Here is a 15,590-nt window from a genome sequence, read left to right as displayed (position 1 = left end):
ATGTTATATTACGCTAATACATTATTATGAAAGCACATCATAGCAACAAACAACAAGCTACTCATCAACTCATGCATGCGATTAGTCTGCTAAACAATGCGGATGAGGCTTTAGCCTTCTTTACGGATTTATGCACACCCGCTGAACTTGAGGCCATGGTGGATCGCTGGGAAGTTGTTCCGATGTTGCGGCAAGGAGTTCCCTACCGCAGTATTCATGAGCAGACAGGAGTCAGTGTAACAACGATAACTCGTGTCGCCCGTTGCCTAAGTTTTGGCAGTGGCGGCTATTCCTTAATTGCTGAACGCTTGGAGCAGTCGTGAAAAAACGTTTACGTATAGCCTTGCAGAAAAAAGGGCGCTTGGCGCAAGAATCCCTAAGTTTGTTGCAGAAGTGTGGTTTAAAATTTCGTATTAAAGAGAATGGTCTCCTTGCCCACGTTGATAACTTTCCCATTGATCTGCTTTTTGTCCGTGACGATGATATCCCCACCCTCGTTTTTGACGGCCTCTGTGATGGCGGCATTGTTGGCGAGAATGTTTTGTTGGAAGCCGCTCTAAGTGCAACGAATAAATCCTATCAAACCATTTTAACCTTAGGGAATTGCCGTTGCCGATTATCCATTGCGGTACCCGAAACGTTTGACTATCATGGTCCAGGCAGCTTGGATGGTAAACGTATTGCTACCAGTTATCCCCTGCTGTTAGCGCAATATTTAGCGAAAGAACAAATCTGTGCCGAAAGTCTTGTTTTGTCAGGTTCAGTTGAAGTAGCTCCCCGTATGGGAATGGCCGATGTCATTTGTGACCTGGTCTCCTCTGGTCAAACCCTGGAAGATAATAAATTAGTTGAAGTTGAAATTGTGCTGCATAGCCAGGCTGTTTTTATTCAAGCCGAGCACTCTATGGATCCTTCTTTCCACGATTTATTTGCCATGTTGCAAAGGCGGATCCAGGCTGTCCAACAAGCCAGTGAACGAAAATACATTCTTTTTCATGCACCCAAAATGGCTCTGGAGCGTATCTGTGAACAGCTTCCCGGTGCGGAATCACCGACCATTATGCCTTTGCCAGCCAGTCCTGACAAAGTAGCCGTACATGTTGTTTCCAGTGAAGGTATTTTCTGGAATACCCTGGAAACGATTCAATCCCTGGGTGCCAGCTCAATCCTGGTACTACCCATTGAAAAAATGCTGGAGTGACTCAGATGTTAACTATCAATTATTGGCCAAATTTATCCCTGGAAGAAAAGCAACAACAACTAACAAGACCACGAATCAATAATCACTGCCGCAAACAGGTCGAAGACATTATTGCTACCGTACAACAACGAGGGGATGACGCTTTATTTGCTTTTACGCGGGAATTTGATCGAGTCGAATTAAGTACCTTGCAAGTTGCAAGTGACACCATTAAGAAAGCAGAAATTAGCGCACAGGCATTGCGAGCTCTAACAGCCGCAATACAGACTATTACCACTTACCACCAGGCAGTGATGCCACAAGCAAGACAAGTAGTAACCGCAAAAGGGATTTCTATTGCCCGTACTCACAGACCCATCAATAAAGTAGGTTTATATGTACCTGGTGGAAATAGTACACCCCTGGTTTCTTCCTTACTTATGCAAGCAATTCCAGCCAAAATTGCAGGTTGCCCAATCAAAATCTTGTGTACTCCACCCAACGCACGCGGAGAAATTGATCCCCATCTTTTAGTGGCGGCGCGTCTCTGTGATATTGACACGATTTATCAAATTGGCGGTGCCCAGGCGATTGCAGCCATGGCTTATGGCACCGAATCAATTGCCAAAATGGATAAACTGTTTGGTCCAGGTAATAGCTATGTAACAGAAGCAAAAGCGCAAGTGGCTGCCGACCCCTACGGGGCCGCAATCGATATGCCTGCTGGTCCATCCGAGGTGATGATCTCGGCCGATGATCAGGCTAATCCTGATTTCGTCGCCGCCGATTTATTGGCACAAGCCGAGCATGGTATCGATTCACAGGTGATTTTACTCTGTGAAAGTGAGGATTTTGCTGCTAAAGTCAATCAATCAATTAGCCAGCAACTCGCTGCCTTATCAAGACAGGCCATCATTAAGCAGGCTTTACAACATAGCATTATTCTCGTGTGCGAAGAACGTAGCGAACAACTGGATATCATTAATCGCTATGCACCCGAACATTTAATTATTAATCGTATTGATGCTGTTAATTGGGTACCAGAGATTAGCGCTGCAGGGACTATTTTTCTCGGTCCGTGGGCTGCAGAAACGATGGGCGATTACCTAAGCGGATCTAACCATGTTTTACCGACCAATGGTTATGCCAGAAATCACAGCGGCCTTTGTACTCTCGATTTCCTAAAAACGCTAAGCGTACAGTCCATTACAGCCGAAGGACTGAGGACCTTGGGGGAAGCAGCACAAACGCTTGCTCACATTGAAGGCTTGGACGCCCATGCCAAAGCCATTGAATTACGGTTAAACACCTTGGAGTCTTGATATGTCAGTCTTAAATTTAATTCGTCCTGATCTGGTCACTATGAAAGCTTATGTCCCCAATGGTGATGAGTTGAATTGCCGCTTACATGCCAATGAATCACCCGAATCACCAATACCGTTTATGGATATTCCTGTAAATCATTACCCGGATTTTCGACAGCAACAATTGGTGCTGGAACAACTCGCTGAACACTATCAAATCCGTAGTGAGCAAATGGTCTTGACTCGTGGCAGCGATGATGGGATTGAGCTGGTAATGCGTTTATTCCTACGTGCCGGAATAGACAGTATTTTACAATGCCCGCCCACTTTCCCCATGTACGCTTTTTATGCCCGTCTACAGCAGGCTGAGATAATTAATTGCCCATTGTATGCAGAGAACAGCTTTAGTCTGGATCTCAAAAAACTATTATCCCACTGGAAACCCGATTGCAAAATTATTATGCTCTGCCAGCCCAATAACCCAACAGCGAATTTGTTGGATTTAGACGCTGTCTCACACCTCTGTAAACACTTCAAAGATAAAGCGGTGGTGGTGGTTGATGAAGCCTATATTGATTTCGCTCAATGTCCCAGTGCTGCAAGTTTGCTTGCTTCTTTTGATAATTTGATCGTGCTGCGTACACTATCAAAAGCCTATGGCCTGGCAGGATTACGCCTGGGGACTGTGATTGCCCAACCCCAGGTTATCCAGGCCCTGAAAAATATTATGCCCCCCTATACCTTATCCAGTGTGGTGCTTGCTTTGGCTAACAAAGCGTTAACTGATCAACAGTGGTTCGCTCAGAATGTACAGCAAATACTTAATGCCCGTACCCAATTAATGGCTGAACTGAAACAATCACCCTGGATAGACATTGTCTACCCAAGCCGTACCAATTTCATATTGGTACGCAGCACCTACGCATCCCGGCTGGTTACCTGGTTTGCTGAACAGGACATTGCGGTCCGTCATTTTGCTGGCTCTCCTCTGCTGCAAAACTACTTACGTATTAGTGTAGGCGATGAATCCCAGAATCAACGCCTGTTAATGGCATTGAACACGTTTAAGGGAGAATAACAATGCAAAAAATTCTCTTTATTGATCGAGATGGTACTCTGGTTGAAGAGCCTGACGATTTCCAGGTGGATGCCTTAGAGAAGATTCGCTTGTGTGCTGATGTTATCTTCGCCCTCCTCTCTTTACAACAGGCTGGCTTTCGTCTGGTAATGGTTAGTAATCAGGATGGCTTGGGAACTGACCGTTTTCCGCAGCAATCTTTTCAACGCTGTCATGATTTCATTCTCTCCTTATTCGCTACACAAGGTATTTATTTTAGCGACGTGTTTATCTGCCCTCACAGAGACAGTGATCAGTGCAATTGCCGCAAACCGAAAACGGGCTTACTGGATACCTTCTTACAACAAAATGCGATCGATCGAAAGCAATCTTGGGTCATTGGCGATCGCCAAACCGATAAAGAGTTAGCTCAAAATCTAGGGATTGACTTTTTACCAATTCAGATAAACCACGGTTGGAAAGCTGTTGTACAGACCATTTTACAACAGGAAAGAACAGCAGCCATTCAACGCCAAACCAAAGAAACAGCGATTGAATTGCGAGTCAATCTGGATGCCGAGCTAGAAAACAAGATCCACACACCGATTGGTTTTTTCAGTCATATGCTGGAACAAATTGCCAAGCACGGTGGTTTTGGTCTGCAAGTACACGCTGAAGGCGATATTGAAGTTGATGAACATCATTTAATTGAAGATACCGCTATCGCCTTGGGCGAAGCGCTTAAACAGGCTTTAGGTGATAAATGGGGCATTGCCCGCTATGGCTTTACCCTACCTATGGATGAAGCACTGGCTACAGTTGCTTTGGATCTTTGCGGCCGTAGTTATTGTGTTTTTGAAGGTGAATTTACACGTGAATTTGTTGGGGGCATGGCCACTGAAATGGTGCCGCATTTTTTTCACTCCCTGGCCAGCAGCTTGGGCGCTACTTTGCACATCAAAGTGGCGGGACAAAACCATCACCACATGATAGAAGCCTGCTTCAAAGGACTGGGTCGGACGCTACGCCAGGCCTGTATGCGATGTGATAATAACTTGCCTTCCACCAAGGGGGTTTTATGATTGCTGTGATTGATATTACCGGGAATAACCTGAGCTCATTAACGAATGCGATTAAACACTTGGGCTATAACTATCAATTAACACACCAGGCAGAAGATCTCATCCAGGCAAGTCACGTTATTTTGCCTGGAGTCGGTGCTGCAGCAAGTGCTATGCGTGCCTTACGTGACTATCAATTAATTGAAGTCTTACAGCAGCTAACTCAGCCTTTATTAGGGATTTGCCTTGGCATGCAACTCCTGTTTGCCCACAGTGAAGAAGGTGATGTGCCCTGTTTAAACGTGCTTCCTGGTGCCATCAAACGTTTATCGCCAACAAAGGAACATCCTATCCCCCACATGGGATGGAACAAATTACACTGGATGAAAACTACTCCGCTGGCAAAAGGCTTGGCTGCTGACGATTATGTCTATTTTGTCCATAGTTATGCGTTGCTGAGTGATGAGCATGCCTTGGCTCGTTGCCAATATAGCCGGGATTTTACAGCCATTGTGCAGTATAAAAATATTTACGGGATGCAATTTCACCCGGAAAAATCAGCAGACGCCGGACTGAAACTACTCAACAATTTTTTACAGTTGGAGGAACCATGCTAATTATTCCTGCGATTGATTTACAACAAGGTCGTTGTGTACGCTTACGCCAAGGACAATTTGAAGACGTATCGGTTTACGACTACTCTCCCGTCTCGCTGGCACAACACTATGCCCTGCAAGGTGCGGCTCATTTGCATATCGTTGATCTGGACGGTGCCAAAACGGGAAAAATCCAGCAATTGAAACTCATAAAAAGCATGCAAACACCGACCTTAACTGTCCAGGTTGGTGGCGGAATTCGCAGCCTTGAAAGTGCAACCGCTTGTATTAATGCAGGGATCAATAAGCTGGTTTTAGGAAGTATCGCGATCACCAATCCCGAACTTACAGCAGAAATTATCAACCAGTTAGGTGCGCATAAAATTGTTTTGGCCTTAGATGTCCACACCGACAAAGGGATGCCAAAGCCAGCTATTCATGGCTGGCAAACGACCACCGATGATAATTTGTGGGACGTGGTCAATCACTACCAAAAATTGGGCATTAAAACAATCTTATGTACCGATATTGCTTGCGATGGAATGATGAATGGCCCGAATTTTATGCTCTATTCCGAGGCGATTAACCGCTTTCCAACCCTCCACTGGCAAGCATCCGGTGGCATTCGCCACGTGGATGACCTCGCTCTTTTATCTTCCCTGGGCGTAACAGCAGCCATCCTGGGACGCATGCTTTATGAAAGTGATTTTGAACTTGCAGCTTATTTAGCGAGGCAAAAAAATGTTAAGTAAACGTATTATTCCCTGTCTCGATGTTCATGATAATAAAGTTGTGAAGGGGGTTAAATTCCGTAATCATCGGGTTATTGGTGATATTTTACCTCTGGCTACCCGCTACTCCAAACAAGGTGCTGATGAACTGGTTTTTTATGATATTACAGCAAGTAGTGATCAGCGTAGTGTTTGTCCCAACTGGGTTAACCAAATTGCAGCAACAATCAATATTCCTTTTACTGTGGCAGGCGGAATCCGCAACATGGAAACAGCAAAAGCTATTTTGCATGCCGGGGCAGATAAACTGTCAATCAACAGTCCAGCCTTGGAAAATCCCGACTTAATTAATCAGCTAAGCAGTGAATTTGGCAGTCAATGCGTCGTGATTGGTATTGATAGTCAATGGGTAGAAGATGATTTTTATGTCTATCAATACACTGGCGATGAAAGTAAAAGTAAAAATTCAAGACGCAAAACACGCGACTGGGTTCAGGAAGTCCAAGACCGTGGTGCCGGTGAAATTGTCTTGAATTGCATGCAAGCCGATGGCGTACGTGAAGGCTATGATCTGAAGCAATTAGCGCAAATTCGCCAGTTATGCAAAGTGCCATTGATTGCTTCAGGTGGTGCCGGAAAAGCAGCTGATTTCGTGCAGGTTTTTCTGCTCACAGAGGTTGCCGGAGCGTTGGCTGCCAGTGTTTTTCACGATAACATTTTAAGTATCACTGACGTCAAGCAACAACTCGCTGCCAATCACATTGAGGTAAGATTATGAACGATTTACAAATCGGGGATCTGAATTGGCAAAAAATGAATGGCCTTATTCCGGCCGTTATTCAAAATAGCCAAACGGCTGAGGTCCTCATGCTGGGTTATATGAATCAGGAAGCCTTACAAATCACCCTGGACACCAAGCAAGTCACTTTTTATAGCCGCAGCAAACAACGCTTGTGGCGTAAAGGTGAAACCTCAGGAAACACCATGATCCTACAATCCATTGCTACGGATTGTGATGGCGACAGCTTATTGGTGCAGGTACTCCCTGCAGGCCCTGCCTGTCATTTAGGTTTTGTTACCTGTTTTCAACCAGCCACACCAGCGCTGCTGAGTTTTTTAGCTAACTTGATTCACCTGATTCAAGACCGCGCAGACAAGAAAGCAACAAGCAGTTATACCTACCAATTATTGGCAACAGGCATTTCTCGCTGTGCACAAAAAGTAGGTGAAGAAGCGGTTGAAACCGTGATTGCGGCAGTGAGTAATAATCGGGACGAACTGATGAACGAAACAGCGGATTTATTGTTTCACTTGTTAGTCCTGCTGCAAGCCTGTGAACTTAGTTTTTATGACGTATTACAATGTTTACAAACTCGGCATACAGGACTTACGAAAAACGTCGAGGTCGAGGCGAAAAAAGTTTTTAATGAGGGAGTTTAGACACGACTAAATGACCGAATTAAAAACTTTTTTCAACGAAGAGATCGACGTTTTGTGTAAGTCCTGAAGGTATCAGACTACGGCCAGCAAAATAGCCGTTAAATAATTTCCCTCTGGAAAAGCTGCCAAAGTAGGATGACAACTCGATGGCCCAAAAATGCCAAGGATACGAGCTTGTTTTCCTACTGCCGCAGCTTGACTACTCACCAAGGCAGAAAATTCCTGGGTAGATAAGGCCGATGAACAGTTACAGGTCATCAGCAAAGCGCCAGAGCGCATGGCTTTGAATACTTCCCGGTGCAAAAAGCGATAATAGTTTTTAGCACGCTGTAAATGTTGCTGCGAGGGAACCAGTTTTGGTGGATCAAGGATGACCAAATCATAGTCACCTGCATGGGTTAAATAATCACGCGCATCTGCTTCAATGAATTCGATCGTATCAAGATTATTCAATACTGCATTTTGTTTCGCCTGGAGAATCGCTTGTGCAGAACTATCGACAGCCGTTACTTTACTAGCTCCCGCTTTCGCCGCATGTAAGACAAACCCGCCTGTGTAGGAATATAGATCCAATACTTTCTTGCCTTTCGCCAACGCTGCAATACGCTGATGATTTTCACGCTGATCAAGAAAAAGGCCTGTCTTTTGTGCCTGAGAAAAATCAACCTGATAAATAACACCGGCTTCAAGCACTTGCGCAGTCTCTGCGGCTGGTTCTTCCGTGTTTTCTTTCCAACCATCTTGGGCCAGGGGTTTTTTTTGTGCCAGCCAAACAATGTTATCATTGGGTAAAAGTTCACCCAGAGCCTTTTTAATCATCTCCTTATTTGCCTCAACCCAATAGGCTGAACTGGCTACGACACAAACCTGATTAAAACGATCGATGGTTAACCCGGACAAACCATCGGCCTCGCTATTAAACAAGCGGTAAGCTGTTGTCATTTCGTTAGGTAAATTAAGGCTTTGCCGAATGGTTAAAGCTTGCTTTAAGCGCTGTAAGACAATCGCCGCCAATGAATTGCTATCACTCATTTCTCTGGCTTGCGCAAGAACACGTACACGATAGAGCGAATGTTCATTATAAACACCCGTTGCCAGGAATTCCTTTTCCTCACTGAAGACATCCACTAAATCACCCGTCACCAATCTGCCAGTTGTTTTACTGATTGCCTTGGGAAAAACCCAGGGATGGCCGCGTAACAACGCATTTTGTTTAGTTTTATGAAGATATACAGCAGGTTTCATGGCTATTTCCGAAACACTAAAAGTCGGCTAATCTACACTACTGTGTTGTGGTATCGCAAGGTAGAGGACTTTATGCGCAGATTTTTCATAATATGCACGCTTGCCCTTCTATTCTCCCATGCCCAAGTTTCTGCTGCAGGACCTTGGTTTACTGGCCCTTTATTAGCTCCCGCTGGGCATACGGTGCCTAATGGCCATACTAACCTTGAAATCTACGGTTTCGATACTATCAATGATGGCATTTTTAGTCGTCATTGGAAATTAATTCATGTACCAACCGGCCAAAGTCAGGTTTTAAACCCGATATTTACTCATGGCATAACCGATCGAATGGATGTGCAATTTGGTCTGCCTTATGTCTATAACCGTTTGTTAGGCGCCAATTCGACTGGCATCGGTGATACCTCTGCTGGCTTGGGCTTACAGTTAATAGAACAAAAAGATAAACTCTGGCGCCCAGATCTGCGCCTTTTGGTGCAAGAAATTATTCCAACAGGAAATTATAAAAAGCTGGATCCCACCAGTAATGGTGTTGATGCAACCGGTTTAGGCAGTTACCAAACCGTTTTTTCCCTTAATTTTCAACATCTCTTTCACCTGACTGACGTTCATTATTTTCGTTCGCGTTTAAGTCTGGCCTACGTTTATGCCAGTCCTGTATCCATTCAAGGTTTAAGTAGCTATGGCGGGACTCCTGACACAGATGGCAACATTCGACCCGGCGATCTGGTGAGTTTGGATGCAGCAGCAGAATTAACCTTAACCCAAAACTGGGTTGCAGTGATGGAAACTTATATTGCCAATCGGCAAAAAACTCGATTTAGAGGCATTATAGGCAATGATGCGATGGGAAAGCCTGGCACGATAGGCCATGGGGCTGTTGATAAAATCACCCTGGCACCCGCTATAGAATATAATTTTTCTTCCAATGTAGGCATCATTGCCGGCCCATGGTTTACCGTAGCTGGACGCGAGACTGTTGATTTTACATCCTATGTGCTCGCATTTAACGCTTACTGGTAAAAATTTCTTGCTGTTGTTATTAACAAATTATATTATTTTCGCCCTCATTGACCTTTTATAAGAGAAATTAATGCCTTTTTACCCCGACAAAAAAACTGACGAACTCTTTGAATTCTTAAATGATATGCTCCTCCACGAACTTGTCGCATTAAATCACAGCTATGGCCCCCACTTTGAAGCACTGGAAGACAAAATAGAGAGAACAGAACAAGATATCAGGGGCGATCAGGAGCAACTGGTTGCTTTGCAAGAACGCTATGATGCACTTGAACGCCAAAGTATAGCCGAGGCAGAAAAAAGAAAAGAAGCATTTGCCAGTCTTCCCGGCAATGGTGCTGAACGTTATTTACAGCTGGGTTTTTTTGGTGTTTTTTCTGTTGCTGATAGCCAGCAAGGAAAGGTATCAATTGAAATTAAAAAGATTAAAGAACGAATTAAAAACAACGAAACGCAGCTAAGTGACTTAATAGAAGAAAAAAAAGCGTCTATGGATGAATTAATCATCGTCAACTCAGTCCTCGCTCTAAAACGCAAAAGAGTCGAGACAGATCATTTGGAACTCTCCTCCTCCAGTTCGCCTACTTTGCGTAACTAATACTGTATTTCTATCCTTGCCCGGTGAGCCTACTCTAGTGGCTGCCAGGCATGTTGTAAAAAGACAATACCTATTGTGAATACCAAAATCACATCCTTTATATGAAAATCAGTTTGAAATATAATCGCTCAATCAAGACTACAGAGAAAACATCATGCGCTTTTTTTCACAACTACCCCCTCTCCAACTCTATAAAACCTTATACCAAATGACTCTTGAAGAACTTGAAGAATTAAATCGCAGTTATGAACCTGAGTTTGTGCAACTGGGAGTGCGGGAAGCACAAGAAGAAAGAAACCTTGCTGACTATCGCCGGGAAATTACTACCCTGCGTTCACACCAGGAAATCCACAACCCGCCAGAACTAAGTGCTCAAATTACAACATTCACTCTCGCCATCAAGGCAAGTGAAAAGAAATTAGAAAGGATCCAGCAAGAAGTGACTGCCCTCGCCAATGAACTAAGGAAAGTCAATGCCGTGTTGGCGCAAAAGCGGAAGGAAACTATACAACATTCCCCAGAGGAATACTCTCCTGCCCCAACTTCCCCGAATTCGCCCTAGTGAATAGCAAGTCAAACTGATTATTAGCCATTATAGGGTTTCCCACCCTGCGGGGGGAATGGAAAAACTTCGATACTGCCAGATTGCGAGTTCCGCCCCCTCTCCCAGGTCATAAATCCAAAGCAATTTCATTTTATAAGCCTTAAGTAATCGCAGACAATTTGGAAACATGTTAGCATCCCTTTTTTGCTAATCGAGGATGTATCATGTGGTTTAACAACGCACTTATTTATCACTACGAATTCAAAGAACAGACCGATTTAATGACCTCTATGGCCGAGGAAATCCTTAAACCCTGTCCTCCCCATGCACGCTTTATTTATGGCTGGCTACCAGCTTACGCTGATGAACTGGTGCAAGAAGTGGCTGGTTGTTCCTTGATTTGCCTTGGTAAAGAAGAGCGGATTTTACCGCGAGGGGTCATTAAGCGCATGTTAGATGAGCGCATTCAAACGATCGAAACACAGCAAGGCCGGACTATAAAAAGAGCTGAGAAAGCGCAACTTGCCGAAGATTTGGAGTTTGAATTATTGCCGAAATCATTCTGCGTCCAAAAAAGATTATTTGCCATGTTGGATACCGTGTCTAATCGGTTGATTATTAATTCCTCCAGCAACAACCAAGCCTCACAATTGACTGCCCTATTACGGAAATCACTACCCGGCCTTCACCTTGAGCCCCTGCCCCTCAATGAAAATTTAGCCTTGCGCTTCGCTCAATGGCTTAGTAATCCAGAGCTTCTTCCGCCTTCATTTCAATTAGCCTCTGATTGCCTCTTGTTTTCCCTCGATAATGAAAAGAAACGAGTCAATTGTAAAGGCTATGAATTACCTGCAGAGGAAATTTTGACACTTTTGGCACAAGGATTAGGTGTTGCTGAAATTTCCCTGGTATGGAATGAGCGCATTCAATTTACTCTGACTCAGGATTTAACCTTCAAACGCCTCAAAAGCCTTGATTACCTTATCGATGAGTTTAACGAAATCCAAGAACTGGAAGAAGAATACCTACAGCGTGATGCAGCCCTTACCTTGCTCAGTGGAGAATTACGTCATCTGACTAATGATTTGCTGGCAGGACTCAATGCAACAAGCGAGCAAACAAAAACAACGCCCAGTCCCGCAGTAGAACTAGAAGGTAGCCCAGCTTAATGGGCCACTTTCTGGCGTAAATCAATCAAGGACAAGCCCCGGATTTCCCCATCACGCACGCTAAATTGCTTTGAAGTACTTAATCCAGCAGTATTGATGAAAAGCTCGTAGCGTCCCGGGCTTAAACCAGTGGTATAAAATTCACCACCATTTGTTACCGTTAAAGGTATCGCTGGCCTGAACCAGGGATCCTTGCTCGCTTTACCCTCTCCAACTACCCTTTGTAATAACATATTCGACAGTTCAACACCACCCCAAGGTAAAACCCGCCCTACGACGCCGGTTGGTTTAGTCCCCCCTTCCGGTTCTAAAATAATGGGTGGAATCGCCTGTATTTCATAACGGGTATTGATGCCAAAACTCGCCGACTTATAACCGGGTAAAGCAAAAGAAATCGTCTTATTGTCGGGATGGCCAATGAAAAAACCACCCGGCAGAATTTCCAGTTCTGAATCAACCAGAGTCAGGGGTTCAGGCCCCTTTGCGATAACCTGCCCATAGACAATGGGGAATTGTTTGGCAGCGATTAAATCGCGCATACGTTGCTCAAGCGTTGCTGCTAACGCAGGATTATTGGTCTTTGCCAGCCAATCTAACCAGGCATTAAAATTGTTCCATACCTTCGCAGGCGGCAACACAGGCTGTAGGGTACGCCAGGAAATTTTTTCCTCATGGAGAATATACACACGATACAATTCGTCTTCGTTAAAAGGAGGCAGTAAATTATGTTGCGCCCGCAACAAAGCGGAGAGTTTGCTGGCTGCTTCTTTTTGCCCAACGGATAATCCCTGGCTGTAGAAACTGAGCAGCTTTTCTTTTTCAGGATAGGAAGCAGGCAATTGCTCAACATAGATCAATTGCCAGGCAAGGGCCTTGATGCGGTCTTGTTTGACGGTAGTACCAAAAAAATAATTACGGCCCAATACCCAAGCTTTATATTGCTGATACTCCTTCTGCAATAAGCGAGCATCTTCTATCGTTAAGGCATGGGCGGAAGGAAGGAGCAAATAAAGTATAAAAAATAAACAATAGCGACACCCTAATTTGCTCACGACGTTAAAAACCTATACAACAGTTTCCGGCATTTGTTTGTGATAAGTGGACTGATAAACAGCCAGCGCATCATCAGCCGCTTTTTTCAAACCTAACGCTTTATTGGAATAATAAATAAGAATCAAGGCTTGTTGCACACTCGGTGCTTGTGGATAGTTTTTCACTAAATAGCTAGCACGCTCCGCAGCAGCGACGTACATTTTCCGATCGTAATAATAACGTGAAGTATTTAATTCACGCTGGGCAAACATATTGCGCAAATAAATCATGCGCTGCAAAGCATTTGCCTTATAACGGCTATTCGGGAATTTTTGAATCAAAATGGCAAAATCGGCATAAGCCTGGCTTTGTGTGCCAGGATCGCGCCAGGATTCATCCAGTGGCAGGAAGTTAGCAAAGGTACCTCGTGTTTGCTGGAAGTTCGCCAATGCTTTCATATAATACGCGTAATCCACATTTTTGGCTCGTGGGTAAAGATGGATAAAACGCTCTGCTGTAGCTGCCGCAGAAGGATAATCCTGCTTCTTGTAATAGGCATAGATCAAATCCATCTGTGCTTTTTCAGCATAATCACTAAAGGGATACATGGATTCGAGGGCTTCCAAACGCTTAGCCGCACTCTCGTATTGTTCTTTAGCCATCGCCTGCTGAGCTTCGGTAAACAACTGTTTGGCAGTCATGCCCTGGAAAGGACTGTTATCGTCATCATCTTTATTCCACCACTTGGCACAAGCAGTCAAAGAAAGCAAAAGCCCTATCAGGAATAACGCTCGAATCTGTTTCATAAAAAAACACCTGTCAACTATGAGTGCTCTAATCCATCACGACATAGCTCTCTTACCTAATAAGCGCCTGACTTATTATCAAAGAAACCATATCACAACAACCTTGCAAATGTGGCACATTATACTCATCTATAAGGATTTTGCGAACTGTAAAAAGGAAAAGACATACAAATTGAAAATGGGTTAAAAATCGTTTGCAAAGCGCAGACTGTTAAGATACTATTCTGCCCTGTCGGAGAGGTGGCTGAGCGGTTGAAAGCGGCGGTCTTGAAAACCGTTGAAGGGCGACCTTCCCAGGGTTCGAATCCCTGCCTCTCCGCCAAATTTGATTTTCTGTTGTGTCCTACTCCCCTTCTTTTCTAATCAATGTTATAAAAGCATCGTGGCGCAATGGCGCAATTCAGGATTCAAAACAGCCGTCTTCCAACACAGTACTTCAGATAGGTCGTTTATCAATATTTTATTGTGTGTGAATAAGTGTTTTAGGGATATCAGCCTTAAGCTATAAGAAAAAAGCGATAACTTAAAATGAGGTAAATTCATGAGAAGTGTAGTTGAAGTTCATGGTGATAGTGGTGTGGCTCCAGGAAAATCTATCGTCCGCTTATTAACATCGGATAGCACTCTGGAACCCGTGCTAGCATTGGAAAGATCCGATAAAATAATTCAGGTAACAGCGGCAAGGCCACCAGTACCAGCACCTCCATTGTCTTATTATTCCTTTTTTAACATTTTTAGTTATTTTCAAAAACCCCAACCCGTCCCAAACCTCAACCCTTACCAATTATACATTGAAATATTTACCGGCGAGGATATCGCCAAACAAAGCGCTAAAGGTAAACTATTAAAAACGGCTGAGATAGATGATCTATGTGCTGATTCACTTGAGAGTGACATGTTAGGTGCAGCATCGCTATTTACTAAATATGATAATGCCTGTTCGTTGGTCGTTAATTTATTACGTAAATGTACTGATCTGCGTATAAAGAGAGAGTGGATTAATGACATATTTGCTGTAGATAACGATAATACATACCAAAGTCCGATCCAACCTTAAATTGAAGACCCGACCCGTGGCTTTGGCGTTATTTAACGCAGAGCAACCCTTATTCATCATAAAATTTCATTGAAAATATTGTTTATTTTATGAATAGAAAACGATAATGAACACCACTCTTCATTAACAAAAAAACAGATGCAGTCACGCCCGGTATCGCCCAACTTCATTAATGCAACAAGGCACTCTCCACCATTCGCCGCAACATCGCAGGAAGTACTGCTTTTACATAAATGGGGTTCGCCCCTAAAGCCAAACATTGCTGACCTAACGCCTCATCCACATGTGCGGAAATAACAATCACCGGTGTATTGCCATTTAAGGGATTACTACGAATCAAAGGAAGCAACTCTCGCCTGGTTTATCCGGTAAACCCAAATCGAGCAGGATGCAATGGAAAGGCTGCTTTGACAGGCAGTCGAGGGCTAATGAAATCAGACAATAGAAACCAATCAACCCAGGAATTAATGCGAAAACTATACTATCTTTAAACGGTAATATTTCTTTTAAGGATAAAGGATGCATACCAACGCAGCGAAAGGTACTGAAGTTCACTCAGGCGAGCAATTTGGCATACGCGGTTACTGGGTTAATAAAGATCCCGATAACCCGGACGTTGTCTATATCGAAGATATTGAAGATGAAGTGCCTGAACACAAAGGGAGTTATTGTCAATTCTGGTGTATGAGCAAAATATCATCAAGCGGCCTTCCAGTCCGATTGTTCAACAACCTGCACTCCGTCTTCAAA

General features: G+C 44.0%; 19 protein-coding genes and 1 tRNA gene. 16 read left to right on the top strand and 4 right to left on the bottom strand.

What is annotated here, in order from left to right:
* Positions 1–26: 26 nt before the first annotated feature.
* From Lfee_RS04670 to hisIE, 9 genes are read left to right on the top strand one after another with little or no spacing between them, the layout of a single operon-like run.
* Positions 27–323, top strand: coding sequence for a YerC/YecD family TrpR-related protein (locus Lfee_RS04670; RefSeq protein WP_058444378.1), 297 nt, complete (start codon positions 27–29; stop codon positions 321–323).
* Positions 320–1,201 carry an ATP phosphoribosyltransferase gene (hisG, locus tag Lfee_RS04665; protein ID WP_058444375.1) on the top strand — a complete coding sequence of 294 codons (882 nt, stop codon included), beginning with the start codon at positions 320–322 and terminating at the stop codon, positions 1,199–1,201. The genes Lfee_RS04670 and hisG overlap by 4 nt, the downstream gene beginning before the upstream one ends.
* A gap of 5 nt (positions 1,202–1,206) precedes the next feature.
* Complete coding sequence (hisD, locus tag Lfee_RS04660) at positions 1,207–2,502, top strand: histidinol dehydrogenase (protein WP_058444373.1); 1,296 nt, start codon at positions 1,207–1,209, stop codon at positions 2,500–2,502.
* 1 nt (position 2,503) lies between these two features.
* Positions 2,504–3,562 (top strand): histidinol-phosphate transaminase, encoded by a 1,059-nt coding sequence (gene hisC, locus Lfee_RS04655; protein ID WP_058444372.1) that lies wholly within the window; start codon positions 2,504–2,506, stop codon positions 3,560–3,562.
* Between the two features lie 2 nt (positions 3,563–3,564).
* On the top strand, positions 3,565–4,623 hold the full coding sequence (hisB, locus tag Lfee_RS04650; RefSeq protein WP_058444370.1) for a bifunctional histidinol-phosphatase/imidazoleglycerol-phosphate dehydratase HisB: 1,059 nt from the start codon (positions 3,565–3,567) through the stop codon (positions 4,621–4,623).
* Entirely contained in the window at positions 4,620–5,219 is a 600-nt protein-coding gene (gene hisH / locus Lfee_RS04645; protein ID WP_058444368.1) for an imidazole glycerol phosphate synthase subunit HisH, read from the top strand. Before hisB ends, hisH begins: the two co-directional genes overlap by 4 nt.
* The gene (gene hisA, locus Lfee_RS04640) at positions 5,213–5,950 is read left to right on the top strand and encodes a 1-(5-phosphoribosyl)-5-[(5-phosphoribosylamino)methylideneamino]imidazole-4-carboxamide isomerase (RefSeq protein ID WP_058444366.1); all 738 of its coding nucleotides are present in this window, start codon (positions 5,213–5,215) and stop codon (positions 5,948–5,950) included. Before hisH ends, hisA begins: the two co-directional genes overlap by 7 nt.
* Positions 5,940–6,707, top strand: coding sequence for an imidazole glycerol phosphate synthase subunit HisF (gene hisF / locus Lfee_RS04635; protein WP_058444364.1), 768 nt, complete (start codon positions 5,940–5,942; stop codon positions 6,705–6,707). The genes hisA and hisF overlap by 11 nt, the downstream gene beginning before the upstream one ends.
* The gene (gene hisIE, locus Lfee_RS04630; protein ID WP_058444362.1) at positions 6,704–7,369 is read left to right on the top strand and encodes a bifunctional phosphoribosyl-AMP cyclohydrolase/phosphoribosyl-ATP diphosphatase HisIE; all 666 of its coding nucleotides are present in this window, start codon (positions 6,704–6,706) and stop codon (positions 7,367–7,369) included. The genes hisF and hisIE overlap by 4 nt, the downstream gene beginning before the upstream one ends.
* Positions 7,370–7,441: 72 nt before the next feature.
* Here the strand turns inward: hisIE and Lfee_RS04625 are convergent, their stop codons facing one another.
* On the bottom strand, positions 7,442–8,614 hold the full coding sequence (locus Lfee_RS04625) for a class I SAM-dependent rRNA methyltransferase (protein ID WP_058444360.1): 1,173 nt from the start codon (positions 8,612–8,614) through the stop codon (positions 7,442–7,444).
* A gap of 72 nt (positions 8,615–8,686) precedes the next feature.
* Between Lfee_RS04625 and Lfee_RS04620 the strand changes: the two genes are divergently transcribed.
* The 4 genes from Lfee_RS04620 (at position 8,687) to Lfee_RS04605 (ending at position 11,945) form a co-directional block, all read left to right on the top strand.
* Positions 8,687–9,637 (top strand): hypothetical protein, encoded by a 951-nt coding sequence (locus tag Lfee_RS04620; RefSeq protein WP_058444358.1) that lies wholly within the window; start codon positions 8,687–8,689, stop codon positions 9,635–9,637.
* A gap of 70 nt (positions 9,638–9,707) precedes the next feature.
* Positions 9,708–10,232, top strand: a complete 525-nt coding sequence (locus Lfee_RS04615; RefSeq protein ID WP_058444356.1) for a hypothetical protein — start codon at positions 9,708–9,710, stop codon at positions 10,230–10,232.
* 154 nt (positions 10,233–10,386) lie between these two features.
* Positions 10,387–10,794, top strand: a complete 408-nt coding sequence (locus Lfee_RS04610) for a hypothetical protein (protein ID WP_058444355.1) — start codon at positions 10,387–10,389, stop codon at positions 10,792–10,794.
* A 206-nt stretch (positions 10,795–11,000) separates the two neighbouring features.
* Positions 11,001–11,945, top strand: a complete 945-nt coding sequence (locus tag Lfee_RS04605; RefSeq protein WP_058444353.1) for a recombination-associated protein RdgC — start codon at positions 11,001–11,003, stop codon at positions 11,943–11,945.
* Here Lfee_RS04605 and Lfee_RS04600 read toward each other — a convergent pair.
* Positions 11,942–12,997 (bottom strand): hypothetical protein, encoded by a 1,056-nt coding sequence (locus Lfee_RS04600; RefSeq protein WP_058444351.1) that lies wholly within the window; start codon positions 12,995–12,997, stop codon positions 11,942–11,944. The two genes, Lfee_RS04605 and Lfee_RS04600, sit on opposite strands and share 4 nt — an antisense overlap.
* Before the next feature lie 12 nt (positions 12,998–13,009).
* Complete coding sequence (locus Lfee_RS04595; protein ID WP_058444349.1) at positions 13,010–13,783, bottom strand: outer membrane protein assembly factor BamD; 774 nt, start codon at positions 13,781–13,783, stop codon at positions 13,010–13,012.
* Between the two features lie 234 nt (positions 13,784–14,017).
* On the opposite strand from Lfee_RS04595, the gene Lfee_RS04590 reads away from it, so the two are divergent.
* Both Lfee_RS04590 and Lfee_RS04585 read left to right on the top strand, forming a co-directional pair.
* Positions 14,018–14,105: transfer RNA gene (locus Lfee_RS04590), tRNA-Ser, on the top strand.
* Between the two features lie 219 nt (positions 14,106–14,324).
* The gene (locus tag Lfee_RS04585; RefSeq protein ID WP_058444347.1) at positions 14,325–14,840 is read left to right on the top strand and encodes a hypothetical protein; all 516 of its coding nucleotides are present in this window, start codon (positions 14,325–14,327) and stop codon (positions 14,838–14,840) included.
* Between the two features lie 169 nt (positions 14,841–15,009).
* Here Lfee_RS04585 and Lfee_RS17595 read toward each other — a convergent pair whose 3' ends face one another.
* On the bottom strand, positions 15,010–15,189 hold the full coding sequence (locus tag Lfee_RS17595) for a response regulator (RefSeq protein WP_058444345.1): 180 nt from the start codon (positions 15,187–15,189) through the stop codon (positions 15,010–15,012).
* Positions 15,190–15,359: 170 nt separating this feature from the next.
* Between Lfee_RS17595 and Lfee_RS04570 the strand changes: the two genes are divergently transcribed.
* The coding region (locus Lfee_RS04570; protein WP_156413360.1) for a hypothetical protein at positions 15,360–15,590 on the top strand (231 nt) is incomplete at its 3' end.

The sequence above is a fragment of the Legionella feeleii genome, from assembly GCF_001467625.1.
Classification (GTDB): domain Bacteria; phylum Pseudomonadota; class Gammaproteobacteria; order Legionellales; family Legionellaceae; genus Tatlockia; species Tatlockia feeleii.
Note: the sequence above shows the minus strand (reverse complement) of the source record. Positions and strands in the feature narration are given on the sequence as shown.